Genomic DNA, 25,398 nt, shown 5'->3' with positions numbered 1-25,398 from the left:
CTCGAAGAGCCCGATCGCCGCCTTCCTGGCCTCGATGTCGTGCTTCACCCTCAAGTCGACACGCATAAAAAGCCTCCCATTTCTCATGTCCAAGAAATGGGAGGCAGTTCAATTTGGGACGGGGCTTTTTTAGCTACCGAGTAAATGTGCCCGTTGGGGGAATAGTCGTGCCACTTCGCTTGACAACAGGCTAAACTAGCTCATAAACATTTACTACTCTGTTTAGATTGAATTTGCGGTCGTTTAGTTGTCGAGTCATCAAGTTGCGATGCTCCGCCACGGCCGTTGCTAGGGGGAACAATGGCCAAAGCAAGTGTTCGCGAGATCAGCCGCATCACCGGTTTTTCGCCTGCGACCGTGTCCAACGCGCTCAACCGCAAGCGCAGCGTGAGTGAAGAGACCGCCAAGGTCATCCTGGAGTGCGCGCAATCGCTTGGCTATCAGCAGTCGACGCAGCTCGAGAGCATTCAGTTTGTGCTCGCGCGCAAGACGGGCGCCATTCTGGACGAGAGCACCTTCCATCCTGCGGTCATCGAGGGCGTGGAGCGCCAGGCGCGTCGTCACGGCATGAGCACGAGCTTTGTCTCGCTCGACTTTAGCGACTTGGACGCCGTGCGTCCGCAGGTCGAGGGCCTGATCGCCGATCCGTCTGCCGCTATCGTGCTGATGGGCACCGAGCTAGGCGAGGAAGACTACGCCCTGTTTGCCAACGCTGCCGCCCACCTGATCGTGCTCGATGGCTGGAGCGATCGTCAGTACTTCGATGCCGTGGTCATTGCCAACACCGACTCGGTGCTGCGCGCCGTGGATCACCTCATCGAGAAAGGTCACAGGCAGATCGGCTATCTGGCGGGCGACCTTCGCATCCGCAACTTTAAGGATCGCGAGCGCGGCTATCGCCAAGCGCTTGAGGACGCAGACCTTGAGGCCAACCCGACATGGCGCGTTACGCTGGGCACCACGCTCGAGGGCGCCTATCGCGACATGGGCGCATGGCTCGACAGCGTCTCGCGCGACGACCTGCCGACGGCTTTCTTTGCCGAAAACGACGTGCTCGCCGTGGGTGCCATGCGCGCGCTCAACGAGCACGGCATACGCGTGCCCGAGGATGTCTCGATCATCGGCTTTGACGATCTGTCTTTGGGCGCCTTCTCCAACCCGCCGCTCACCACGGTGCACGTTCCCAAGCACGAGGTGGGCGAGATCGCGGTGCGCCGCCTGGTGGGCAACATCCGCAATCCCAAGAGCTATACCTGCAAGACAGCCGTATCGACCTATTTTGTCGAGCGTCAGAGCGTGCGTGAGATCTAGGCAAAGGCAACGCCGGGCCGCAGGGCGGCAAAGCCGTCGACGCGACCATTTCGTACACTGCCTAGCATGATTTTTCTGGGACGGGGATTAAAAACTCATTGATCCCCGTCCCGGGCAGCTCATTTGGGACGGGGCTTTTTTGACTGGTATGATTGGTGCGACCATTCGAACCAGCTAAAAGAGCCCCGTCCCAAATTGACTATCGAGAGGATCTGCCATGGAGCGCATCGCGAGCTTTTCCGTTGACCATTTGCTGCTTGAGCCCGGCGTGTATGTGAGCCGCATCGACCGCGATCCGGCGACCGCCGCTGTCGTTACCACCTTTGACCTGCGCCTGACCACGCCCAACAAGGAGCCGGTCATGAACACGGCAGAGTGCCACACCATCGAGCACCTAGGCGCGACATTCCTTCGCAACCATGCCGAGTGGTCGAGCCGCATTGTCTACTTTGGCCCCATGGGCTGCCGCACGGGCTTTTACCTGGTCGTTTTTGGTGAGGTAACGAGCGAGGAGATCCTGCCGCTCGTGCGTGAGTTGTTTGAGTTTGTCGCCGACTTTGAGGGCGATGTCCCCGGAGCCGCTCCCGAGGAGTGCGGCAACTACCTGGACCAGAACCTTCCCATGGCAAACTGGCTCGCGCGCCGCTACCTCGACCGCGACCTGGCCGATATCGACGAGAAGCACCTGCACTATCAGCAGGCGTAAGGGCTTATCGCCCAAAACGCGCACATTGGGCGCCTTCGCTTATGCGGGGGCGCCTTTTTGTTGAGTGGTCTGGACGAGCGTTCAAAATCGCTCATGTTTGTTCTAGAATGTTCGTATAGTCACATTTACGAACAGGAGTGAACATGCATATCTACTCTGTCAACGATCTCGAGTTCAAGTCCTATGGCCGCGTGTGGGACGACGTCCCGTCCGGCCTGACCGCTCCACTCGTCGAGGCACTCTCCGCTACGCCCATCCCCGAGGGCAGTAAGTACGTAGCGAGTACGCCGGAGCTCGAGGGCGTTAAGGGTGCCGATAAACTGGGCTTTCTCATGTTTGGTGGCCGTCCCTTCCAGCTCGGCTGGTGCAACGGGCACAACACGCGTCTCAACTGCCTGGAGTACCACCGTGCCAGCGAGTTCAACCTGGGGGCGCGTGACTTTATCCTGCTCGTGGCGCATCGCTGGGAGATCGAGGGCGGCAAGCTCGATACCGCGTGCGTCAAGGCGTTCCGCGTGCCGGCAGGCAAGGTCGTCGAGGTTTTCAACACCACGCTCCACTACACGCCGTGCATGGTCGACGACGGTGGCTTCCAGGTGATGGTGGCGCTGCCCGCCGGCACCAACGGTCCGCGTCCCGAGGCTGCGGCCGATATGCCTGCTGCCGGCGACAGCTACTGCTACTGGAAGGCCGACAAGTGGGTTCTCTGCCATGCTGACAGCCCCAAGGCAGCCGAAGGCGGCTACGTAGGTCTCATCGGCAAAAACCTCGACATCGCCTGCGACTAGAATCTTCTGTCTCGATCTGTAACATCTAGCGAGCTAAATCGTCTCTACCTGTTACAGATCGAGACATACCGCCCCCCAGCCACCACAAAGGTGCCTGTCCCCATTGTGGTGGCTGTCTAGAGCTGGCTGCGCAGATAGTCAGCCATATATGGAACAGCGAAACGCACGTAACCGCGGCGTGCCTGTTCGATAACGCCGGCGTCGATGAGGCGTCGGCGATACTTTTGCGCATAGTCGGGTGTGACTGACATGCGCTCGGCCACATTGGAGATGCGCGACACGCCGTCTTTGTCATCAGTCATTGCGTCGAGAAACGCGACGTCTTGGTCCGATAGCGCGGCGAGCGTCGTTTCACAAACATCGTTTTCGAAATCGGCCTTTGACGCTTCGATAGCTCCGTCGATTTGCTCTGGCGTTACGTATTCTCCTGCCTGGCAGCGATTGGCGATGTTGTAGCCGATGAGCTGCAGCATATAGGGCGATCCTTGGGTTGTACGAGCGGCACGGAGGCGAAGATCGCCTGGAATATCAAGGTCGAGCTTTTCGAAAGCCCGCTGATAATAGGCATCGACATCTCCGACTGAAAGCGGTTCGAGCGTGACTTTGCGTGCGCGGTTGAGAAATGTCAGTACGCGGTCGTTGAGTGTCGCGGAGACTGCTCCCGGGAGGCCCGCCATGACGAGCGCGACGTTGAGTCCCTCGCCGACCAGCTCTTGATAGGCGGTGACGAGCTGTCTGATCTCGGGTGAATTTGCCTGGAGCTCGTCGATGAGGATGAGGATGCCGTGTCCCTGCTCGGTTAACTTGCGTGCCAACTGCGTGAATTTGAACTGGAAACTCTTAGTTTCCTGTACGTCGCGCGTAAACTCGAGGCCGGCTGAGAAACCGAAGACGCTCAAACTGCCACCTGTAAGTTTGGGGAGACGATGCTTGTTGGCGTAAGGCTCGCCCGCTTCCTGGATTTTCTCAACAATGCGCTCGAGCATATCCTCGGAGGCTACGGTGGGCGTGGCGACAACAAAGCCGAGCTTGCGGGCGCGATCGGCAAGCTCCCACAACAGAACCGTTTTGCCGCTGCCTCGCTGGCCGAGCATGAGCATGGCTCGGTCTCGATTGCCCGGCTCCTGCTCAAGGCCGGAGATGAATGTCGAAATCACGCTCCCGCGTCCCACCAGATAGGACGGGCGATTTCCAAATGAGGGGGAGAAGATGGTTTCAGTCATAAGTCTCCTTTCCTTTTTTTCCTATTTTTTCCTTTTTTTCCTATTCAGTCAAATGAGTTGCTGAGCGAAGGCGGCTACGTAGGCCTCATCGGCAAAAACCTCGACATCGCCTGTGACTAGAATCTTCTGTCTCGATCTGTAACATCTAGCGGGCTAAATCGTCTCTCCCTGTTACAGATTTAGACAAACTGCAAAGGACTGGCCGAACAATCTCAATCTGTAACACCAGGCCCGGTTTTGGCGGCCTAACTGTTACAGATCGAGACAAATCGCCCCAAACCACCACAAAGGTGCCTGTCCCCTTTGTGGTGGATTGGGCAGGCGGGTATCAAAAAGTGTCAGGCGGGGTGGCTGCCGGGCGCCTGCACGCGAAAAGAAGTATCGGCCTGTGCCGTTGCCGTTGAGCGGTACCCCGTTTGCAGGGATACTGAGCCTATGACAACAGCGTGCGAAAGGATTGATACATGGCTTTCCGTAATGACTTCCTGTGGGGCGGCGCAACGGCTGCCAACCAGTGCGAGGGTGCCTACGACGTGGACGGCCGCGGCCTGGCCAAGCTGCATGCTCGCCGCGGGTAGCTACTACCCCTACAGCTGCCGTCCGGGCGACGTGCGCCAGGCGCAGCTCGATAACCAGGACAACTACTTCTTCGTCGACGTCCAGAGCCGCGGCTACTACCCGGCATATGCCGTCAAGAAGCTCGAGCGTCTAGGCATCGATGTGGGCATGACGGACGAGGACCGCGAGATCCTGGCCGCTAACACCGTCGACTTCATTAGCTTTAGCTATTACAGCACCCGCTGCTCTGCCGGTGCCGATAACCCCGATGTCGAGCGCACCCAGGGTAACGCCTTCGCCGGCGCCAAGAACCCCTATCTGCAGGAGAGCCAGTGGGGCTGGGCCATCGATCCACTGGGCTTCCGCATCACCCTCAACGACCTGTACGACCGTTATCAGAAGCCGCTGTTTGTGGTCGAGAACGGTCTGGGCGCCAAGGATGTTGTCGAGGAGGATGGCTCCATCAACGACGACTACCGTATCGACTACCTGCGCCAGCATATCGCCGCGATGCGCGATGCGGTGACCGAGGACGGCGTTGACCTGCTGGGCTACACCACCTGGGGCCCGATCGACCTGGTGTCTGCCGGCACGGGTGAGATGTCCAAGCGCTACGGCTTTATCTATGTGGACCGCGACGACGCCGGCAACGGTACCCTCAAGCGTTCCAAAAAGAAGAGCTTCGACTGGTACAAGAAGGTTATTGCTTCTAATGGTGAGGACCTGTCCTAAGGAAGCTGAGACACTCAACTTCATAGCCTTCTAACCAAGGCGCCCGGCGAGTAGTTATTGCTCGCCGGGCGCCTTGCCGTCTGCGGATTTTGGGACATGCGGCCCGCTTTTTGGGCCCGCCTGTCGGTACACTAAAGGGACTATGAGTGCCCGCGAGCGACATATCGGCCACGCGGCCGCCCGGACCGCTCCGGTTGCGGATCCCAGGGGCGGCAGGCTCTTCGCCATGCCGCGATTCCTTGTTGGCATAACGCATCAGGTGTACCGTCACCGCGTCTTTGCTATCGCCGGCGCCATCACCGCGCTGTTCCTCATGCTTTTGGCGATCTTGCCGGTGCTGTTCGCCTTCGACCCCAAACTTTCTAACGCCGTGCCCGCCTATAGCGAGGTGTCCGAAGAGGTCGTGGATGGGCTCACCCATTCGAGCCCTCTCCCGCTGCTTGTCGCCGCAATTGTATTTTCGATTTGGGGCGTGTTGGTCTATCTGCGTTGTTTGGACTATGTGTTGCGCCGCCGCCTTGTTGCCATCGCCACCATCTGTGCCCTGTGGATGATCGAGGTCATTCTCAAGTACAAGTCGTACACGCCGTTCTATGCCACCTTGCTGTGGTACCTGTACTACGTGCCCATGACGCTCATACCGCTGCTCTACCAGCTCTGCGGCCTGCGCCTTGCGGGCCTGGAGCAACGCCGCCTGGGTCGCCGCTACCGTGCTGCGCTGTGGATTGTGGCCATCCTGCTTATCGGATTTGTGCTCACCAACGATTTTCACCAGCAGGTCTTCCGCTTTGACCGTACAAGCGACACCTGGAGCAACGATTACACGTACGGCCGGGGTTATTTCGCCTTCCTCGTGTGGACGGCCTTTAACTTCGTGGCCTTTTTTATCCTGGTTGGTCGGTCCTCGTCCTTTCGCATCCAACGTTTCTCGGGCATGGCGGCGCTCGTGCTGCTGGGCGGCGCATTCTTTGGCATCTCATATGCTCTGCGCGTGCCCTGGGCATGGAGGCTCAACTTTTCGCTCGTCTATTGCATCCTGTGCGTGGTGGCGATGGAAATCTGTCTCGATTGCGGTGTCATTCCGTCGTACCACGATATCGCCGGCATCTTCGACACCTTGCCGCTTGACCTCAAAGTTCTAACGCGCGACCTGCAGGAGGTCTATGCCACGCCGGTGTCAAAGCCAATGCCGGTAGGCGTGCGCGAGGAGTTGCGGAACCAGGAGCACGCCCGCGCCCATGCCTTTACCGTGGCGTCCGATCCCGATGTGATGTATCGTGCTTTTCCGCTGCTGGGGGGATCGGCCCTGCTTGCCCAAGACGTATCGGAGCTCAACGAGCTCAATCGCGAACTGGCACATCGTCGCATGGAGCTGCAACGCCAAAACGAGCTGCTTGCCGCCGACTACGACCTTAAGACACATTTGGCAGATCAAGAGGCCGAGACCTTGCTAGTCCAAGACGTGGACCAGGCGCTTGCCCGCGCGCTCGAAGAGATGTACGACTTGTTGAGCTCGCTGCCGCCGTTGACTGACGAGGAATCTTCGCGCGAGCGTTACCGCATGCTGCAGCGCGCCAAGATGCTCGTTGCCTATTGCAAACGGAAGGGGTCGCTCACGTTGGCACAGCACGGGGAGAGCGGTTTTGACCGCGACCGCATTCAGCTCATTGCCAACGAGCTCGCAAGCGACCTGCGCACGATCGATGTCGATTGCGCCTCGATTATTGCCATACGGCGCCCGATGCACGCCAGTACGGTAAGCGCGCTGTACGACTGCGTGTATGACTTTGCGTTTTTTGCCTACGCCACCGATCATCCGGCACTTATGTATCACTTGGGCGACCATGACCGATGCAGCGTCGAGCTGCGCGCCACACTTTTTTCCAACGATGATGAAGATCTTTCGCAGACGCCCGCTGCGCAAGAGCTCGAAAGCGCTTTGCAAGGGCGCAACGTGGCATACCGCCTTGAGGGCGAGTCCGGTCAGCTGCGCATGATCGTCTTGATGCCGAGGGCGGGTGAGTGACGATGCAGATTTCGCTCATCCTTCCCCAAATCGTTGCGCTCGATGTTGTCTTTGCCCTGGCTGCGTGTCTGCAGACGATCCACGTCCCGCTCATCGCATCGCGCCGCTCGTCCTATAACCGTAAGGTGATTTGCGCCTACGAGGCGAGTCTTGTGCTTCACCTGATGATTTCGGCGCTCATCTTGTTCACGTCGTCTGGCTCGTATCTGGTGGCGCCGCTTGACGTTTGCGCCAGGGCAATGGGCGGAGCGTTGTGGCTCAATGCCGCAATCTTTGCCTATGGCGTGGTACTTATGGTGCACTATCGTCGTCCCGTCATGCTGGTCGAGCTGTTGCTTGTTGTCGCCGTTACACCACCGGTGGTTTTTGCCATGGGCTCGGCGTGGACCGCTGTCCTTATCGCAGAGGGAGCGTTCTTCCTGTTCCGTTCCATCGCGGCGCTCTTGATGGACGTCCGTAACCGCCAAGAGGATATCACCATGTTCTCGACGATCGAGACCATCAGCGTGATTCCCGTGGGCATCCTGTATCTAGACCCGAGGGGCCGTCCGCTGCTCATGAACCGCTGCATGCGCAAAAACCTCGTAGAGCTCCATATGCCCACCGACCTGGGCGACATGAGCAGCACATGGAACGACCTGCGCAAACTGAGCATGCAAATGCCCGAAAGCAGCGCTAATCGCGCCCATATCGACCTTGATCGCTTTGGTAGGGATCGCTCCGTGGTCGAGATCTCTCCTTCCGAGATTCGTCTGTTCGTGCGTGACTCCGTTACGGTCTCGAGCCATCCGTTCGAGCGCGTCGTCGGCCTGGACGTGACGGAATACGCACACGCCTACGACCGTCTGGCGCAAGCCAACCACCTGCTTGAGCGTGCTGGCCAAGAGCTCCAGGCCCAGATCGAAGAAGCCAAAAAGGTTGCCGACAATGCGGCCTACCTACGTATGCGTGCCCGCGTTCACGATGTGATCGGCCAGCGCCTGTCCATTCTTCATCGCTATTTGGAGGAGGGACGTCTGGATGATGAGTCGCTCGAGCAGATTGACCCGTTGCTGCGCTCAATCGCCGCCGATTTGCGCAGTGGCGGTGCCAGCGAGCCTGCAGAGCAGCTGAGCGATATCGTCCACGCCTTTGGCTTGGTGAGTGTGCAGATCGATGTTGAGGGTGCGCTGCCTGAGGACGCGCGTGTCGCCGCCGCATTTTTGCAGATTATCCGCGAGGCCTCGACCAATGCCACCAGGCATGCGCAGGCGCATCGGGTCCACGTGCGCCTGTGGCAGGAGGGGACGAATGCTAGCGCCGTCGCGCGCATGACGATTTCTAACGACGGGTCCCCGGCCCCCGTATCGTATCGCGAGGGAACGGGTATCCCAGGTATGAGGCATGTCGCGCAAGATTTGGGCGGCGGCCTGGAAGTCCACGCCGCCCAGCCCTTTACGCTTGCGGTGTCCATCCCGCTGAGCCCCAACGCCACGGTCCAAAGGAGAAGTTCATGATCCGCGTGTTAATTGTCGAAGATCAGGCCATTCTGCGCGAAAGCCTGGCGCGCTCCGTTGGCGACCAGCCCGATATGACCGTCGTCGCCGCGATCGCCGATGCCTCCGAGGCCTTGGGTGTCGCGCTCAAGGAGCACCCGGACATGATACTGATGGACGTGTGCACCGAACACGATTCAAACGGCATCGTGGCGGCGGCGCGCATCAAGGAGCAGCTGCCCGAGTGCCGCGTCATCATCATGACCGGCATGCCCGAGATCACCTTTGTCGATCAGGCTCGCGAGGCGGGCGTCGATAGCTTTGTGTACAAGAACGTTGGTATCGACGAGCTGTTCGCCGTGATGCGCTCCACGCTGGCTGGCTACTGCACGTTTCCCAAGCCGCCCGAAAGCATTTTTTCGGGCACGGCGGCACTCGACGATGTCGAGCTGTCGATTTTGCGCCTTGCCTGCGAGGGCAAAAGCCGCCGCGAGATCGCGGCCGAGCTGTTTATGAGTGAGGGTACCATCAAGCGTCGCATCTCGGAGATTCTGAGCAAGACCGGCTACGACAACATCATGCGTCTTGCCGTGCGCGCGGTAACGGAGGGCAGCATCGTCCCCAACATGGAGCGCCCGTAATCGACGCGCTCGCCGTGTTCCGGCGCCGTAAAGATAGGCCGCCCGCCGTTTTGCATCAGAAAACGACGGTCGGCCTGCTTGTGCGGCTGTGCTGTCGGCATAAAAACGACGGGGCCGCAGGATCAACTCCTGCGGCCCCGCCTGGCAAGTGCGCGGATGCGTCCGCCAATCCGCGGCTGATGTTACGTGCCGCTACGCGATGGTTGCGGTGTAGGAGGCGACGTCCTCGTAGGAATCGGTCAGGTAGGCGTCGATGCCGATGGTCGTGTTGACCAGGTCGTTAAGGCTGTCAAGCTCGCCGCTCGAGAACGTGAATTCCTCGGTGGCGTTGGTGCCGGGCATCAGGTTAGCCGAGAACCAGGGTTCCTTCATGGTGCCGTTGACGTTGGTCTTGCCGGAGGGAGCGTAGAAGGTCAGGTCCTTGTCGCTCTTGTTGGTGATGTTGACGACAAAGCCGATGTCGCCCCATTCGTCCTTGAACTTCTCGGTGATGGTGATGGTGCACAGATCGTCATCGGCGACGGTGACGGCGGGGGAGATTTCGACGCTCTGGACGTCGTCGTCTTCGACGGCCTCATCGATCTCCTCTTCCTTCTCGGCCGCCTCGCGATCCTTTTTTATCGTACCGGACAGATCCTTGTCGGACTTCGTAAAGATAAGCTTGTCGCCTTCCACCTCGAGGACGAGCTTGCCGTCCTTGAGTTTCATGTCCTGCGAATCGCCGTCGGCGGTGATGGTTGCAGTGGTGGCGTCCTTGGCCTCCCATTTCAGGTCGGCGACCTCAAGGAACATGTCGAGGACGCCCGTGCCGTCTTCGTCGAGGATCAGGATACAGTTGAGGCCCCACTCCTTGAGCATATCCATGTACTCATCGGTGAGCTCTTCGCCCTCCAGGGTTCCACCCGAGAGTTCCCAGCTGCCGACGAAGTTGGCCTTGGGGTCCTTGCCGCCGCCGCTGCAGCCCGTCAGGGCAAAGGCGAGCGCCAGGACGCATGTCAGAAATGCGAGTACGGACTTTTTGAACGTTGTCTTCATGGTGTCCTCCTTTATCGAACGAAACCCATAGAAGCAAATGCGGGGGTGGCGGACCCCCCGCCAATTACCAGATAGAGGGGCTAGGGCCTGGGCGTTCCACAGTTGCTGCAGAACTTGCCGCCGTTTTCGCTGCCGCAGTTGGGGCAGAACCACTTGGTCGGTGCCGGGGCGGGTGCGGGACTGCCACACTCGGGGCAGAACTTGCCGGTGTTGGTGGCACCGCAACTGCAGGTCCACGTGCCGGCCGCGGGGGCAGCGGCAGGAGTCGGTGCGGGGGCGGGTGCCGGAGCCGGCTGTGGGGTGGCCTGCTGCTGTGCCTGGCCGGCGGCGAACAGCTGGCTGGCGTTCATGCCGCCCATGCCGCCCGCCATACCCATGCCCATAAAGCCGGCCATCGCGCCGTTGGGGTTGGCGGCTGCCGCGCGCATCGCATCGCTCTGGGCGCTGGCGATGTTGGCGGCTGCCATGGTGGGATCGCGCATGACCGCGGCCTTCTGCAGGTCCTTGATCATTTGCTCGTCTTCTTGCGAGGCGGCGATGGAGTTGACGCCAAAGCTCACGATCTCGACGCCGCGCAGGTCGCGCCAGTCGGCGGAGAGAACCTCGTTGAGCGCGCGGGCGAGCTCGGTGGTGTGGCCGGGGATAGCGCTGTAGCGGATGCCCATCTCCGAGATCTTGGCAAAGGCGGGTTGCAGAGCGGTGAGCAGCTCGGACTTAAGCTGGCTATCGATCTTATCGCGCGTGTAGCTATCGGTCACGTTGCCGCACACGTTGGTGTAGAACAGCAGCGGGTTGGTGATGCGGTACGAATACTCGCCGTTGCAGCGAACGGAGATGTCGACATCCAGGCCAATGTTGTTATCGACCACGCGGAAGGGCACAGGCGAGGCGGTGCCGTACTTGTTGCCGATGATCTCCTTGGTGTTGATGAAGTAGACGCGCTGGTCTTTGCCCGCGTCGCCGCCAAAGGTAAAACGGCTGCCGATATTGGCGAACGTCTCCTTGATGGAGTCGCCCAGGTTGCCGCTAAAGACGCTCGGCTCGCTGCCGGTGTCAAAGACAAACTCGCCGGGCTCCAGCGCGACCTCGATGATCTTGCCGTTTTGCACCACGAGCATGCCCTGGCCGTCGTTGACGGCGATGACCGAGCCGTTGGAGATGACGTTGTCCTCGCCGCGCGTGTTGGAGCTGCGGCCGCCGGTGCGCTTGCTGCCCTTGCAGGCCAAGACGTCAGCGGGCATCGATTCGCAATAGATATATTCCTTCCACTGGTCGGCCATGACGCCGCCGGCAGCACCCAATCCAGCTTTCAAGAGTCCCATGGTGATCTTCCTTTCTCGTCAAAGGCCGGGTGGTATTGGTCAGAATGGCTAATCGTCCTTGTTGTCCTTCATGACAACGGTGGTCTCGGTGTGGCTGAAGGTGTCGTGCTTCTCGGTCAAGTCGAGCTCGCCGCAGTAGCAATCGGCGTGGGTGGCCTCGTTGGCCGTCTTGAGCTGGCCTACCAGCAGCACGTCTCCGATGATTACGATGATCAGCGGTGCGACGATGTTGATGAGGATGCCCTCGATATCAAAGGTAAGGTAGTCCGGATCGAAGGCGTTCTCGCCCATAAAGAGAATCTGGGAGAGGACAAACCCGATTACAAAGAACAGCACCGAGGCGATGGCGAGCTTGGGCTTGGAGCAGGGCAGCTCGCCGACCATGCGGCCGGTTTGGCCGTTCATGGCAAACAGGTAACTCTTGCCGTTCCACGAGGTGGAAAGCATCCACACGGGGAACAGAGCGTAGTTGCTGTCTTCCCAGGCGTAGTCGAGCTGCTTGCTTTCGACCGTGGCATCGTCATATTCGTCGACGACGGTCTCGCGCAGGGCCGAAATCGTACTTTCTTCCATACGACGCTCGGCGCGCGCCTTGCAGGTCTCGCAATCCTCATCGTAGCGGTTGGCGATGTAGCCGGGCATATACGCGACCGAGAACGGGCGCAGCGCATCGTAGTCAAACGGCTCGATGGCATCCATATGGCCGTCGGGCATCTTGGACGATCCGTCGACGGGCACGCGCTCAAACGAGATTTTGCCCTTACGGTAGGCGTCGTAGTGGTCGGTGGTCGTGACGGTGCGGTCGGATTCCTCGGTCACGGTCTCGTTGGTCGCATCAAAGTGCACTTCGCCGTCCACACGGGCGCCGTAGAGCCAAAACGGCACGTAAACGCCTTGGACCTCGTCGATGTGGTTGCCGGTGACAAAGCTCTTGGGCAGCAGGATTTTGCCCTTGTAGTGCTCTTTGAGTGCTGCCATGACATCATCGCGCCCGAGCTTAAACGGAATCACCAGGTCGGGTGAGAAGTCGCCCGAGAGCTGGCCGGGCGCCACGGCGGAGTTGCCGCAGTATGGGCAGGTGGTAACGGCGACGGTGCCGTCCGAGACCAGCTCGGCGCCGCACGACGAGCAGATGTAGCCGGCGTTTTGGGCCAGATCCTGCACGGCATCGTCGACAGCAGGTTTGGGGGCCGCGGCTGCGGCATCGGCTTTGGCATCTGCCTTGTCCTGGCGCTCGCGATAGAGGGCCTCGACTTCCTCGACTTCAAAACGCGAATCGCAGTAGTCGCAGACAAGCTTTTGTTCGGCACTGGCAAAGTGAAGGGGGCCGCCACACGCGGGGCACTGATAGTTGACACTCTCGAAGGCCATGATCGGTCCTTTCCGTGCCGGAGGCTATGCGCCGATGGCGCCGCCGCAGTATTCGCAGCGTCCACTGGCATCGGGAATGGTGGTTGCACCGCAGAAGGGGCAGGTGACCGCGGTCTTGGGGGCCTTGGCGGCCACGACGCTGTCGCGTGTCTCCTGACGCAGCTGTACCAGCGCATCGCGGACTTCGGTTGCCTGGCGCTTGGCCTCGCGATATTCGATGGAGCCACGCTGATCGATGGTGGAGTCGTTCACGCGCAGGTTGATCTCGGTAAAGTACGGCGTGTTGACGTGGATGGTCAGGTTAAAGTCGTAATCCAGGTCGTAGCGCGGCGGGTTGTAGCTCTCGCGCTCGCCGTCCTTGGTCTCGCGATAGATCTCGGTGCGATGCTCGTCGATATCCATATCGCAGCCGAGTACCTGTGAGAACTCGATGATGTCGGGATTGGCGTCGCGCCAGCGGCTCTGCGAAGTGATGATCAGCAGGCCCGCGTCCTCATCGAGCATGATGTTGGTGCGTCCGGCAGAGAGCGTGCGCGTGGGGTTGAACGAGGCCAGGCGCTCGGCGTTGGCCTCGCGGTAGGCGAGTTGCTCGCGGATATCGTCCGCGGTGCTGGAGCGCCAACCACTAAAGAAGGGGGAGAGCTTGCCTGCGCACTCTTTGCACAGGTAGCCTTCGTTGATTTTGGTCTTTCCCAAAATCCCCAGTTCGGTACCGCAAATCGCGCACTCTTTCTTCTCGAACATCTTGTCAAAGAAGCCCATGGCTGCCTCCCATCAACAGGTAGCGTGTGTCACTTTTGATGATGGGTGAGCGCGCGATCTTTCACGATACCCAGACGGCTCAACGAGTCTCCACAACTGGGACACATGGCCCATTTTCGGCCACTCATTGGCCACTCATTGGGGACGTACTTAAATGAGTGGCAGTTGGGGATGCTCCATGCCGAATGTGGGCGCCGCCCCTGCTACGCCACGGTCACGGCAACCTGGGCGTAGCGGCTGCAGGGGCGCTCGGCGCGCGTCTGCACAGAAGGTACTCCTCATTGGGGACGTACTTAAATGAGTACAGTTGGAGACACTCCTAGCCGAGCTAGAGGTCTCGCGTGTCCCTTCTGGTCCATGCGGCTCAAAATCGCGGCGTGATGTGGACGGTGGGCTCGAAATGAGCGGCATTTCGAGCCTGGCTTCGATATTGAGACTGGTTCTGTTTTAAAATAGATTTCCAGACAATTGAGCGGCTGGGGGTTAACCATGAGAGGCACGGGAGACACAACCGCATGTCTGCGTCGGGGCATTCAGGAGATTATATGCCTGGCTCTGTTCTTCTTCACGTTTTTGGCGTGCGAGTATCTCTTTGATGTGCGCATGGCCGAGTTCGTGTCTCCGAACGAGGTCGTTATTTATGAGAGCCTTGTCCTCGGCGCAAGTGTGATTGGCTTTCTTGTGCGTCCCGTTCTGTACTATCGCCGTCCCCATGCCATCGATGCAACGAGTGACGTTACGGGTGTTTTGCTGGTGGCGGCATTCCTGCTGTTGATTATGGCGGTTCGGACTGAGGTGGTAATCGCCGGCGGTTTGGTGGCGTGCTGCGCGCTGGGCTACTGCGGATCGACTGCCCATGCAAACTTTGCGCGGCGCTTTGCGCGGACGCCCTGCTTGGCGCGCGCCGCCGCACTTTCTTACGCCATGGGCGTTCTGGTGCAGGTCTTCAACCATATGGTGATACCTGCCGGCATTCCTCAGCAGGCTGTTCTGGTCGTCGGTGCGATCGCGCAGGTGGCGTTGCTTCACGGTGCCCGACGCGCCAAACTGCGCGATGAGTCCGATCCCAACTTTGAACCCAGTGCTGCCGGGCTTTCGGTAGATGCTTTGGAATATGGCGCCAAGTGGCATGACGAGCCCGAGACAAAGGCGGCATTCCGCCGCGCCGTAGTTCGCCTGACCGTGGCGACGGCGTATCTTTCCGGCGTATTCGCCGCTCTCAACGCGGGCCTCACAACCCTGCATGCTACCGGAGCCGTTGATTTGGGTGATTGGCCGCGCCTGCTGCTTGTTGCGAGTTCGTTGGCCGCCGGCGCCCTATTTGACCTGAGCGGCCGTTCGTATATGAATATCGGCATGACATGTGTCGCCATGCTGTCCACGCTTTCGTTCTTTGTGCTCATCGTCGATGGCAATGGCGGTAACGAGCTTGCTGCCACGATCATCTTTTATCTGGGCTCGGGCTTCTTTGTGGTGTTCTTTACCACAAAATTCGCGGCTATCTCGCTCTATGCGCACTGGTCATATTTTTGGCCGTGCATGGGTCGCGTCGTCAATAACGTGTGCTCGATGCTCGTGACGGCGCCGGCGGTAGCGATTATCTCGAGTCAAAACGTGCTGGCTGCAGTCGGCGCGGCACTCGTGATGTTTGTGGGTATTGCGATTACGCTGTTGGGACAGTTGGGGCAACGGGCCGATGATGCCGTGATGCAGGACGGGCTGGCGCTTGCTGCCGACAATCTTGGTGGAGATCTTGCGCCCGCATGTTCCGACCCCGCGCTTGTGGAGGCAGCGGAGCCCACGCCCGATGAACGCCTCGATGCCTTCGTCACCACCTTTGGGCTTACAGAGCGCGAGCGCGATATTCTTGAGGCCTTGGTCGTTTCGGATCGGAGCGTTCAGGACATTGCCGCAACGCTTTTCCTTTCGCGCTCTACGCTCTACCGCCACATTTCCTCGATCAACAGAAAGACCGGTACCGCCTCGCGTGTGGCCCTTATCAACTTCTTCTGGTCCTGGGCACCCAAGGACTAGCGTATGAGCCGCCGCCCAGTTCCTTACTCTAACGGGGGGATGTGGCTCCAAAGCGCACCCGCATCGACGCTTCGCCTGCGCTAAACTGGAGAGCACGTACGCGATTACGAGAGGAGCCCGCATGGAGGCTTACAAGCAAGAGTTCATCAAGTTTATGGTTGAGTCCGACGTCCTTAAGTTCGGCAGCTTTACGCTCAAGAGCGGCCGTCAGTCCCCGTTCTTTATGAACGCCGGCGCTTACGTGACGGGCTATCAGCTCAAGAAGCTGGGCGAGTATTACGCCCAGGCCATCCACGATAACTTTGGCGACGACTTTGATGTGCTGTTTGGACCGGCCTACAAGGGTATTCCGCTGGCCGTCGTGACCGCGATTGCCTACCACGAGCTGTACGGCAAGGAGGTCAAGTACTGCTGCGACCGCAAGGAGGCCAAGGACCACGGTGCCGATAAGGGCAACCTGCTGGGTTATGAGCCCAAGGACGGCGACCGCGTGGTCATGGTCGAGGACGTTACTACCAGCGGCAAGTCCATCGACGAGACCTATCCCAAGGTTAAGGCTGCCGCCGACGTCGAAATCAAGGGCCTGATTGTGTCCCTCAACCGCATGGAGGTCGGTAAGGGTGGCGTGACCACCGCTCAGAAGGAGATCGAGGCAAAGTACGGTTTCCCCGTCGCGAGCATCGTCTCCATGGCCGAGGTCGTCGAGACCCTCTACAACCACGAGATCGATGGCAAGGTCGTCATCGATGACGAGCTTAAGGCCGCCATCGACGCCTACTACGAGCAGTATGGAGCACAGGAGTAGTTACGGCGTTGTACCAAACGCCGTAACCGGCCGACGCTGCGCGCCGCCCAGGGAGACAATTTGTCATTCAAAAGGCGAGGCATGACCAGAAGGTCAATGCCTCGCCTTTTTCATGCCAACTTGTTCTCCCTGGACGTCGCTCGCTGTCCGTCCTCTACTTGCGGCGTTGTCTTGCTCCGGATGCGGCCCGCTCGCTGCCGTTGCCAGAGTAGCCATTGGGGACGTTCTTAAACGACTAGTCGTTGGGGACATTCTTGTTTGACTAGTCGTTTAAGAACGTCCCCACCGACTGGGGCTGGCAGATCGATCCGCTGGGCCTGCGCATCGCCCTCAACGAGATTTACGCCCGCTACGAGATTCCGCTGATGGTGGTCGAGAACGGCATGGGCGCCTACGACGAGGTCGAGGAGGACGGCTCCATCCATGACCCGTATCGCATCGCCTACCTGCAGAGCCACATCAAGGCCATGGGCGAGGCCATTGCCGATGGCGTTGACCTGATAGCCTACACCTGGTGGGGTCCCATCGACCTGGTTTCCGCCGGCACTGGCGAGATGCGCAAGCGCTACGGCTTCATTCACGTCGATAAGTACGACGACGGCACCGGTACCTACGAGCGCCGCCGCAAGGACAGCTTCTTCGCATACCAGAAGATCATCAAGTCCAACGGCACCGAGGGCTTGGAATAATTGAGCCCCGGCGTTCCGCCGAACGCCGGACCGGCCGCCGACTACGTGACCACCGACGTCGATGACGACGGCATCTGGAACGCTTTTGTTCACCCGGGGCTTATCGAGGCTTAATCGACAATATGAGTGCCACTGGGGAAAAGGTTTTGGAAGGGCTTGGAAGGGCTTGTGATTCGGGCCCTTGCCTTAGCATTTTGGCCATTTGGCACTATAATCACCATAGGTATGCGCATAACGTTGCGCTTAATCAAGAGGAGAAAACGTATGGGTCTGTTTGATATGTTCAAGAAGAAGGCTGAGCCCGTGGCTGCCGCTGCTCCGGCCTCCATTTCTGCTTCTGCCGGCGCCGACGTGCTGTGTTCGCCCGTCAAGGGCAAGGTCATCAAGATGGCCGACGTGCCCGATCCCGTCTTTGCTGGCGAGGTTTTGGGCAAGGGCTGCGCCGTGTGGCCCGAGGACGACCTGGTCTACGCTCCCTCCGACGGCAAGGTGACCGTCACCATGGGTCACGCCGTGGGCCTGCAGTCCGATAGCGGCATCGAGGTTCTGGTGCACGTTGGCGTCGATACCGTCAACATGAATGGCGACGGCTTCGAGGGCTTCGTCAAGGCCGACGACGTCGTGAAGGCCGGCCAGCCCTTGCTCAAGATCGACCGCGCCAAGATCGCTGCCGCCGGTTACAAGGACTGCGTCGTCGTGGCCGTGTCCAACACCGCCGAGTTTGCCGATGTCGAGCTCGCCGTCGAGGCCGAGTCTGCCGTCGCCGCCGGTGACGCCATCGTTAAGGTCGTCCGCAAGTAGTCTGCGGCATCCAGAAGATGCACAAGGGTGGTCGGGTTATCCGGCCACCCTTTTTTAGTAGGCCGAGTAGGCGCATTTTATTGCAGGGGGCTTGCTTTATGGGCCATTCACTCGTCAAATTGAGCCGCCTACGCTTTTGCGACGTAGGGGGTTGAACGGAGCCGCTAATATGGACCTACTGTTACGACGTGCGCTGCGCGGGAAACGCAGCGCCGCTTGTTTGGAGGAATGTCATGAAAAAGAAGCTGCTGCTTGCGCCCCTGATGGCTGCCCTGGTCGCGTGCGTGGTTTTGCTTTCCGGCTGCGGAGGGCCTTCGGTGGAGGAGCTCATCACCGACGACCTTACGAGTCAGTTTGACGAGATCAAGAACGGCGGCGATGATTTCCTCTCCGGCCTGGAAGAGGCTTCGGGCGACGAGTTTGAGCAGCTGGGCATCGATCCCGAGGAGTATGCCAAGAGCTATCTCGAGGGTTTTGATTACAAGATCGGTGATGTGACGGTCGATGAGGACAAGGGCACCGCGACCGCCGAGGTCACCATCACCTGCAAGTCCATGAACAAGATCGTCGAAGATTTCGCCACCCAGTATCAGGAGAAGATCGCCGCACTCGATACGATGCCTTCCGAGGACGAGCTGTACAAGATGGCCGGCCAGGTGATGGTCGACGTGACCAAGGCCGCTAAGACCAAGGACACCAAGGTCACCTTTAAGTATTCCGCCAACGAGGATAACGAGTGGTCTGCCGACGAATCCGCAACCACCGATATTATGATTGCTTTTTTCAAATTTTTGGTTGGGGGTTTTAACCAACCGCCGCAACTGCTCGACGCTGCGTGGGCACCAGAGCGACAACTTGTCATTCAAAGAGGACGGCATGACCAGAAGGTCTATGCCGTCCTCTTTTCATGCCAATTTGTTCGCTCTGGTGCCCGCTCGCTACTCGCCCAGCACCAGCGCCGCGAGCTCTGCCTGGCTGTCCACCACGTAGTCGGCGCCGGCGGCTTCCAGCTCTGCGCGGCCGCGGAAGCCCCAGCTGACGCCTGCGCTCTTAAGACCGGCGTTGTGGCCGGTCAGGATATCGACATTGGAATCGCCTACGTAGAGCGTGGTCGCCGGGTCGGCGCCCAGCTCTTCCATCACATGCAGCGTGACGGGTGCCTCGGGCTTAGGCGGAAACGCATCGACACGGCCCTGTACCAGCGCAAAGCGCTCGGAACCAAAATACTTCTCGATAAGCGGGGCCGCCGAGACGTGGTCCTTGTTAGTGAGCACGGCAAGCTGCACACCCGCGGCACGCAAGCGGTCGAGCATCTCGATCGTGCCGGCATAGGGGGCGGTGTGGTCCTCCTTGTGCTCGCCGTAATAAGCCCTAAACTCGGCAAGCGTCTGCTCAAACATACGGCCGTCGCCCGCGTACTCGGCGGGCATAAAGCGCTCAACCAGCTTGAGCATACCGTTTCCCACCTTGTAGCGGTACTCGTCAACGGCAAACGTGGGCCAGCCGTGCGCCTCGCAGGTATGGTTGCCGGCGGCTGCCAGGTCCTCGAGCGTGTTGAGGATGGTGCCGTCCAGATCAAAGATCACATGGGAAAAAGCTGCTGCCATGAAAGCTCCCGTCGTTGGGTTTCAAAACGCACCCCATAATACTGGGCTTACGCGTTGGGTGTGCTTGGAATCTGAACATCTCCAGGGATATCAGGTGACATCGCGCCACTCATGAGATTCCGCCCTAGCAAATTCTCGGCAGCTGCTCTCCCACGAGCATGTCGAGGATGCGGGTAGAGCCCCAGCCGGTGCGCACGCGCACGGCGGGACGGGAGCCCTCGGCAAGTGGCAGCACGCGACCGATGATGGCGGCATTCTCGCCGTAGCGGGCGACGCGCATGGCGGCTAGAGCCGCATCGCCTTGCTCGGCCGGCACCACGGCGACCATCTTGCCCTCGTTTGCTACCTGCAGCACATCGTAGCCGAGCATCTCACATGCCGCCTGCACGTCGGGGCGCACGGGCACGGCATCCTCGTCGATCTCCATGGCAACACCGCTGGCCTGGGCAAACTCGTTGAGTGTGGATGCCAGGCCGCCGCGCGTGGGGTCGCGAAAGCAACGCGTGCCGGGCGCTGCGGCCAAAACGTCGGCAATCAGGTGGTTGAGCGGCGCGGCATCGCTTTCGATCGTGCTCGAAAACGCCAGGCCCTCGCGCTGGCTCATGATGGCGATGCCGTGGTCGCCGAGTGTGCCCGACACCAGGATGACATCGCCAGGCTGGCAGTTTGCACCGCTGAGCGCCACATCCGCAGGCACTTCGCCCACGCCGGCGGTATTGATGTAGACGCCGTCGGCCCCGCCGCGCTCAACAACTTTGGTGTCGCCGGTGATGATCGCTACGCCCGCCTCGCGCGCCGTCTCGGCCATGGTCTGCACAATCTGGCGGAGCTTATCCATGGGATAGCCCTCTTCGAGGATAAAACCGCACGATAGGTAGCGCACGTTGGCGCCCGAGGTCGCGACATCGTTGACGGTTCCGCACACGGCGAGACGGCCGATGTTGCCACCGGGGAAGAACTGCGGCGAGACTACAAAGCTGTCGGTCGACATGGCGATGCGCCCGCTCGCGGGCAGCGCGGCGACGCCGGCGTCGTTGCCTTCGAGCAACTCGGGCGTCCCAAAGGCATCCAAAAAGACCTCATCGATGATGCGTTTCATCATCTGACCGCCGGAGCCATGGCCCAAAAGGATGGTGCTATCGGTGATGCTATGGGACATATCCAAAACTCCAATCGTGGGTGGAATTATATGGGTGAGGCGCAGCGTCGACCAGTCCGCCGCTCGTTAGAACGGCGGAACCTAATAGTCGCGGTAGCGGTAGTACGCCGCGCAGCTGCCTTCGGAGCTCACCATGCACGGGCCGACGGGGTGCTCGGGCGTGCAGGTGCGGCCAAAGAGCGGGCAGCCGCTCGGCGTAATGGCCCCGCGCAGCACGTCGCCGCAGCGGCACCCACGCGGCTCGACCGTCGCCTCAACGGGCACGTCAAAGCGGGTACGGGCATCAAAGCGCGAGAACTCAGGGCGGATGGAAAGGCCCGAGTTGGCAATCGGCCCCAGCCCGCGCCATGTGGTGTCGCATGGCTCAAACACCTGCTCGACCAGCTGTCGCGCCACGGGGTTGCCGTCTGCGTTGACGCCGCGACGGTAGGCGTTGTCGATCGCGGGCCTGCCCTCGACAGCCATCTGGACCAGCATGCAGATGCCTTGCAGGATATCGACCGGTTCAAATCCCGTGACCACGCCCGGGGTATCGAACTCGTCGACCAAAAAGCTAAAGGGCGCCAAGCCCGTGATAGTGGCGACGTGGCCCGGCAAGATAAAGCCGTCGATGGCGGTCTCGGGATCGTTGGCGATGGCGCGCAACGCCGGCGGCGTGGTCTTGTGGGCGCAATAGACCGAAAAGTTCAAAAGCCCGCGCGCCTCGGCCTCCAAGATGGCAGCGGCGATGGTGGGCGTCGTAGTCTCAAAGCCCACGCCCATAAAAATGACCGGGCGTTCGGGATTTTGCTCGGCAATGTCGAGCGCATCGAGCGGGGAGTAGACGATGCGGATATCGCGCCCTGCCGCCTTTTGCGCAGCGAGCGAGGTGGACGATCCGGGCACGCGCATCATGTCGCCAAAGGTGGTGATGATGGCGCCGTCTATGTTGGCGAGCGCGATCGCGTGGTCGATGTCACGGTTGGCGGTAACGCAGACGGGGCAGCCCGGGCCGCTTAGCAGCTTGAGCCCGGCCGGCATAATGGAGCGAAAGCCATAGCGGCCGATGCTCACGGTGTGCGTGCCGCAGACTTCCATAAGGTTGATGGTACGGTCGCCGACAAGACCGCGAATGCGTTCGATGAGCTCGCGAGCCAGCTTGGGGTCGCGAAATGCCGAAAAGTCGATACCGGAGCGCACCGGCTGTCCGGCCGCCACTAGTATGCCTCGGCCGGGTTGCTGGCCAGTTGGTCTTCTTCGGCCAGTTCGGTCATGGCGTTAACGAGCTCGAGTGTTTCTTGCGCTTCCTGCTCGTCGACGATCTGGATGCCAAAGCCGGCGTGTACGAGAATATAGTCGCCAACCTGCGCCGTCGGCACGAGTCGCAGCGACACCGGACGCTCGACGCCCATCATATCGACGGTGGCCTTGAGGCCGTCGTCGCGTTTGACTACTTTACCGGGGACGGCAAGGCACATATTGTTCCCCTTTTATACGTTTTGCGCTGGATAGGCGCTCAATAATCCATCAGTTGATGGTAGCGCTCGCGGGGTTCGTGGGCAAACGCGTTACGCCTGTGAGACGGCTGGGCACAGCGGTGTGCGAGAGCGAGCTACTGCGATGCGATCTGCGCAAGACGAGCGCTTGCGACCGCCGCCTGACCGTAGGCGATGCAGCCGTCATTGACGGGCACGGTATGGGGGATAAGGACAGTAAGACCTGCGCTTTTGAGCTCGCGGGTGAGGAGCTGGAGCAGAAGTCGGTTCATGAACACGCCGCCCGAGAGCGCGACGGTGTCGATGCTCTCGCACGCGCAGATCTCGCTGGCGATGCGTGCCGAGGAGCGCGCGACGGCGACATGGAAGTCGAGTGCGAGCCTGTCGGCGGGCACACTGGCTCTGGTTCCCTCCAAAAGCGCCGCAAAAAGTGAGCTGGGGCTCAGGACGAGAGACCTGCTCGAGGTTGCTTGGACAGTTAGTTCAGATTTGTACTTTTTAGAGTGGTAATGGGTGGTATAGATCGTCTGCGAGGGCCCCGAATGGGTTGATTTGGGGTATCCGGCGGGTGAATTAACCGCAAATGAGGTGCCTGGAGAGCCCTCTTCGGGGTAATCTGAGCCAAAACCGTTGGTTAGAGGGTCTGTTTTTAATACAAATCTGAACAAACTGTCCAGTCGCAATGGGTCAGATGCGGAACAGCCGTCTTTATCGCCGGGAACATGGGTAATTTTGCTGCCGAGCGCGCGCCAGGCGGCGGCTTCGAGTTCGATGGCGGGCTCGCCTTCGTAGGTTGCCTGCCCGCAAATGCCCAAAACTGCAGCGGCGGCGTCAAAGAGACGCCCCATACTGCTCGTGCGTGGGCTGTTGATGTTCCGCTCGATCATCGTTGCCGTCACGCTGCGTGTTTGCTCGTCTAGGCCGTCCAAGAACCGCTCGGCCCCCGGATGTTCAAGCAGGCCGAGCTCACTGAGCAGGGCAAAGGCGTTGCGGCGGGCGTCGCGCACGGAGGCCGCCCCGCCGGGGAGCGTCCAGGTGCGCAAATGCGCGGCGCGCTCAAAGCCGCCAAGGCTGGCAACAAGAAACTCGCCGCCCCAAATGGTCCCATCGGTGCCGGCGCCGGTGCCGTCAAAGGCGATGCCAAGGACGCGCGCGTCGGTTGTAAGCTGGCCCGCGGCAATCGCCTCTGCCATTACGCTCGCGATGTGCGCATGATGGTGCTGCACCTCGACGAGCGGCAGATTGCATTTTCGCGCCTGCTCGCGCGCCCACTGGCTCGATAGATAGCTGGGGTGTAGATCGCAGGCCAAGGCGGCGGGCGCCAAGTCAAAGAGATCTTGCAAGCGCGTGCGCGCGGCGTTCCAGGCATCGAAGGTCCCGCCGTTTTCGATACCGCCGATATGCTGCGACACAAAACAGGTTGCCTCGCCGTTCGTCCCTTCACGCGTGAGCGCAATCGTGGCCTTTTGTTGTGGCCCGCAGGCGAGCACGCAGGACGGAGCGCCGTCGAGCGCCGGCAACGGCAGCGGCTGGGGTGCATATCCGCGAGCGCGGCGAACGGGCATGGCGACCCCACCGACCACGCGCACCACGGAATCATCGTAGCGCGAGAGAATCGCACGGTCGTTGCCAAGTAGCGCGTCAGCGATGCCGGCGGCAACAAGGTGCTCCCATGCAAGGGTATCATCGGTCTCGATAGGTTCCTCGCTCAGGTTTCCGCTGGTCATGACGAGCGCGTGCATGCCGCGGGCTTCTGCCGCGGCAAGCAACAGATGCTGAAGCGGGGTGTAGGGGAGCATAACGCCGAGCTCGGGTAGATCGTGCGCGACGGATGGCGCGAGCGCGAGCGCGTTGGGGGAGCCGCCGCTCTCGCAAACGGCACGTCGGCGCAGCAGCACGATGGGGCGAATGCTGCCGGCCAGCAGGCCGCGCTCAACGTCGTTGACATGGCACAGGCGTTCAACATCTGCAAGGTTGCGTACCATAACGGCAAGCGGTTTGTTGCTGCGGCGTTTGCGGCGGCGAAGCTCGGCTACCGTCTTCTCGTTGGAGGCGTCGCATACCAAGTGAAATCCGCCCAGACCCTTGATGGCGACGATACCGCCGTTGGCCAACAGCTCAACACAGCGGTCGATAATGGCGTCGCTGGTCTTGCGCGTGGTGCCGACGGTCAGCGACGCGGCGGCTTCGCCGGCCTCGCGCCACGTAATGTGCGGCCCGCAATCAAAGCAGGCATCGGGCTGCGCGTGAAACCGCCGGTCAAGCGGGTCGTCATACTCTGCGGCACAGGTGGGGCACATGGGAAAGCAATCCATCGAGGTGGCCGCTCGGTCATAGGGCAGCGACCGGATGATGGTAAAGCGCGGTCCGCAGTTGGTGCAGTTGATAAAGGGATAGTGAAAGCGTCGGTCGGCGGGGTCGAACAGCTCGTGCAGGCAGTCGTCGCACGTGGCGATGTCGGGCGAGACGAGCGTCGTGTGGGCGGTTTGATCCTGCGATGCCACAATGCGAAAGCCCCGCTCGTTGGCGGCGTCCCAGTCGCCGGGCGCTAGGTCCATAACCTCGACATGCTCCACACGAGCCGCCGCAGGCGCATGCTCGGAAAGCGCGGCGACAAATTCGTCGAGCGCCTCGCTTAGGGCGTGCGCCTCGATATGCACGCCATCGCCCGCGTTAAGCACCCATCCGCAAATGCCATGCGCCATGGCCTCGCGATACACAAATGGCCGCATGCCAACGCCCTGCACAATGCCCGTCACATGAATATGCACATGTCGCATGTGGCTCCCCCTCGTCAAAACCGACCAAAAAGGGACAGGTTTATTTTGGTAGGTAAAACGTTAAACCTGCCAAAACAAACCTGTCCCTTCTTGGCAGG

Annotated in this window: 21 protein-coding genes and 2 pseudogenes; 12 read left to right on the top strand and 11 right to left on the bottom strand. The window is 60.3% G+C overall.

Going from position 1 to position 25,398, the window contains the following annotated elements:
• Positions 1-300 precede the first annotated feature (300 nt).
• From ACTNBB_RS03305 to ACTNBB_RS03295, 3 genes are all read left to right on the top strand, one after another.
• Positions 301-1,311, top strand: coding sequence for a LacI family DNA-binding transcriptional regulator (locus ACTNBB_RS03305; protein WP_427793677.1), 1,011 nt, complete (start codon positions 301-303; stop codon positions 1,309-1,311).
• A 217-nt stretch (positions 1,312-1,528) separates the two neighbouring features.
• Positions 1,529-2,017 (top strand): S-ribosylhomocysteine lyase, encoded by a 489-nt coding sequence (locus ACTNBB_RS03300; RefSeq protein ID WP_441015328.1) that lies wholly within the window; start codon positions 1,529-1,531, stop codon positions 2,015-2,017.
• 143 nt (positions 2,018-2,160) lie between these two features.
• Positions 2,161-2,805, top strand: a complete 645-nt coding sequence (locus tag ACTNBB_RS03295) for a DUF4867 family protein (protein WP_441054729.1) — start codon at positions 2,161-2,163, stop codon at positions 2,803-2,805.
• A 116-nt stretch (positions 2,806-2,921) separates the two neighbouring features.
• Here ACTNBB_RS03295 and ACTNBB_RS03290 read toward each other — a convergent pair whose 3' ends face one another.
• Positions 2,922-4,028 carry an ATP-binding protein gene (locus ACTNBB_RS03290; protein WP_441057285.1) on the bottom strand — a complete coding sequence of 369 codons (1,107 nt, stop codon included), beginning with the start codon at positions 4,026-4,028 and terminating at the stop codon, positions 2,922-2,924.
• 464 nt (positions 4,029-4,492) lie between these two features.
• On the opposite strand from ACTNBB_RS03290, the gene ACTNBB_RS03285 reads away from it, so the two are divergent.
• The 5 genes and pseudogenes from ACTNBB_RS03285 (at position 4,493) to ACTNBB_RS03265 (ending at position 9,460) form a co-directional block, all read left to right on the top strand.
• Positions 4,493-4,606, top strand: a complete 114-nt coding sequence (locus ACTNBB_RS03285; protein WP_154518215.1) for a family 1 glycosylhydrolase — start codon at positions 4,493-4,495, stop codon at positions 4,604-4,606.
• Positions 4,587-5,318 (top strand): annotated as a pseudogene (locus tag ACTNBB_RS03280) (family 1 glycosylhydrolase); the annotation flags it as partial. The gene ACTNBB_RS03285 and the pseudogene ACTNBB_RS03280, both read left to right, overlap by 20 nt.
• A 226-nt stretch (positions 5,319-5,544) precedes the next feature.
• On the top strand, positions 5,545-7,344 hold the full coding sequence (locus ACTNBB_RS03275; RefSeq protein WP_441057287.1) for a histidine kinase N-terminal 7TM domain-containing protein: 1,800 nt from the start codon (positions 5,545-5,547) through the stop codon (positions 7,342-7,344).
• Positions 7,341-8,840 carry a sensor histidine kinase gene (locus ACTNBB_RS03270; RefSeq protein ID WP_441057289.1) on the top strand — a complete coding sequence of 500 codons (1,500 nt, stop codon included), beginning with the start codon at positions 7,341-7,343 and terminating at the stop codon, positions 8,838-8,840. The genes ACTNBB_RS03275 and ACTNBB_RS03270 overlap by 4 nt, the downstream gene beginning before the upstream one ends.
• The gene (locus tag ACTNBB_RS03265) at positions 8,837-9,460 is read left to right on the top strand and encodes a response regulator transcription factor (RefSeq protein ID WP_427795575.1); all 624 of its coding nucleotides are present in this window, start codon (positions 8,837-8,839) and stop codon (positions 9,458-9,460) included. The genes ACTNBB_RS03270 and ACTNBB_RS03265 overlap by 4 nt, the downstream gene beginning before the upstream one ends.
• 192 nt (positions 9,461-9,652) lie before the next feature.
• On the opposite strand, the gene ACTNBB_RS03260 is transcribed toward ACTNBB_RS03265, so the two are convergent.
• From ACTNBB_RS03260 to ACTNBB_RS03245, 4 genes are all read right to left on the bottom strand, one after another.
• On the bottom strand, positions 9,653-10,495 hold the full coding sequence (locus tag ACTNBB_RS03260; RefSeq protein ID WP_441057291.1) for a hypothetical protein: 843 nt from the start codon (positions 10,493-10,495) through the stop codon (positions 9,653-9,655).
• Between the two features lie 80 nt (positions 10,496-10,575).
• Positions 10,576-11,817 (bottom strand): SPFH domain-containing protein, encoded by a 1,242-nt coding sequence (locus ACTNBB_RS03255; protein ID WP_441057293.1) that lies wholly within the window; start codon positions 11,815-11,817, stop codon positions 10,576-10,578.
• 48 nt (positions 11,818-11,865) lie between these two features.
• Complete coding sequence (locus tag ACTNBB_RS03250; protein ID WP_441057295.1) at positions 11,866-13,188, bottom strand: hypothetical protein; 1,323 nt, start codon at positions 13,186-13,188, stop codon at positions 11,866-11,868.
• 24 nt (positions 13,189-13,212) lie between these two features.
• Complete coding sequence (locus tag ACTNBB_RS03245; RefSeq protein WP_154518194.1) at positions 13,213-13,950, bottom strand: DUF4428 domain-containing protein; 738 nt, start codon at positions 13,948-13,950, stop codon at positions 13,213-13,215.
• A 489-nt stretch (positions 13,951-14,439) separates the two neighbouring features.
• On the opposite strand from ACTNBB_RS03245, the gene ACTNBB_RS03240 reads away from it, so the two are divergent.
• The 4 genes and pseudogenes from ACTNBB_RS03240 (at position 14,440) to ACTNBB_RS03225 (ending at position 18,279) form a co-directional block, all read left to right on the top strand.
• Positions 14,440-15,984 (top strand): LuxR C-terminal-related transcriptional regulator, encoded by a 1,545-nt coding sequence (locus ACTNBB_RS03240; RefSeq protein WP_441057297.1) that lies wholly within the window; start codon positions 14,440-14,442, stop codon positions 15,982-15,984.
• 121 nt (positions 15,985-16,105) lie between these two features.
• Complete coding sequence (gene pyrE, locus ACTNBB_RS03235) at positions 16,106-16,789, top strand: orotate phosphoribosyltransferase (RefSeq protein WP_441057299.1); 684 nt, start codon at positions 16,106-16,108, stop codon at positions 16,787-16,789.
• A gap of 284 nt (positions 16,790-17,073) precedes the next feature.
• Positions 17,074-17,478, top strand: a pseudogene (locus ACTNBB_RS03230) (family 1 glycosylhydrolase); the annotation flags it as partial.
• Between the two features lie 264 nt (positions 17,479-17,742).
• Complete coding sequence (locus ACTNBB_RS03225) at positions 17,743-18,279, top strand: PTS sugar transporter subunit IIA (RefSeq protein WP_441015348.1); 537 nt, start codon at positions 17,743-17,745, stop codon at positions 18,277-18,279.
• A gap of 164 nt (positions 18,280-18,443) precedes the next feature.
• Here ACTNBB_RS03225 and ACTNBB_RS03220 read toward each other — a convergent pair whose 3' ends face one another.
• The 6 genes from ACTNBB_RS03220 to hypF form a co-directional block, all read right to left on the bottom strand.
• Positions 18,444-19,145 (bottom strand): hypothetical protein, encoded by a 702-nt coding sequence (locus ACTNBB_RS03220; protein ID WP_441071026.1) that lies wholly within the window; start codon positions 19,143-19,145, stop codon positions 18,444-18,446.
• A gap of 72 nt (positions 19,146-19,217) precedes the next feature.
• Complete coding sequence (locus ACTNBB_RS03215) at positions 19,218-19,886, bottom strand: HAD family hydrolase (protein WP_229770728.1); 669 nt, start codon at positions 19,884-19,886, stop codon at positions 19,218-19,220.
• 124 nt (positions 19,887-20,010) lie between these two features.
• The gene (gene hypE, locus ACTNBB_RS03210; RefSeq protein ID WP_441057303.1) at positions 20,011-21,045 is read right to left on the bottom strand and encodes a hydrogenase expression/formation protein HypE; all 1,035 of its coding nucleotides are present in this window, start codon (positions 21,043-21,045) and stop codon (positions 20,011-20,013) included.
• 81 nt (positions 21,046-21,126) lie between these two features.
• On the bottom strand, positions 21,127-22,242 hold the full coding sequence (hypD, locus tag ACTNBB_RS03205) for a hydrogenase formation protein HypD (protein WP_441057305.1): 1,116 nt from the start codon (positions 22,240-22,242) through the stop codon (positions 21,127-21,129).
• Entirely contained in the window at positions 22,242-22,502 is a 261-nt protein-coding gene (locus ACTNBB_RS03200; protein ID WP_427727316.1) for a HypC/HybG/HupF family hydrogenase formation chaperone, read from the bottom strand. The genes hypD and ACTNBB_RS03200 overlap by 1 nt, the downstream gene beginning before the upstream one ends.
• 134 nt (positions 22,503-22,636) lie before the next feature.
• A complete protein-coding gene (hypF, locus tag ACTNBB_RS03195; protein ID WP_441057306.1) occupies positions 22,637-25,300 on the bottom strand; it encodes a carbamoyltransferase HypF in 2,664 nt (887 codons plus the stop codon).
• Positions 25,301-25,398 lie beyond the last annotated feature (98 nt).

The sequence above is a fragment of the Collinsella sp. HCP28S3_B9 genome, assembly GCF_052066095.1.
Lineage (GTDB): Bacteria > Actinomycetota > Coriobacteriia > Coriobacteriales > Coriobacteriaceae > Collinsella.
Note: the sequence above shows the minus strand (reverse complement) of the source record. Positions and strands in the feature narration are given on the sequence as shown.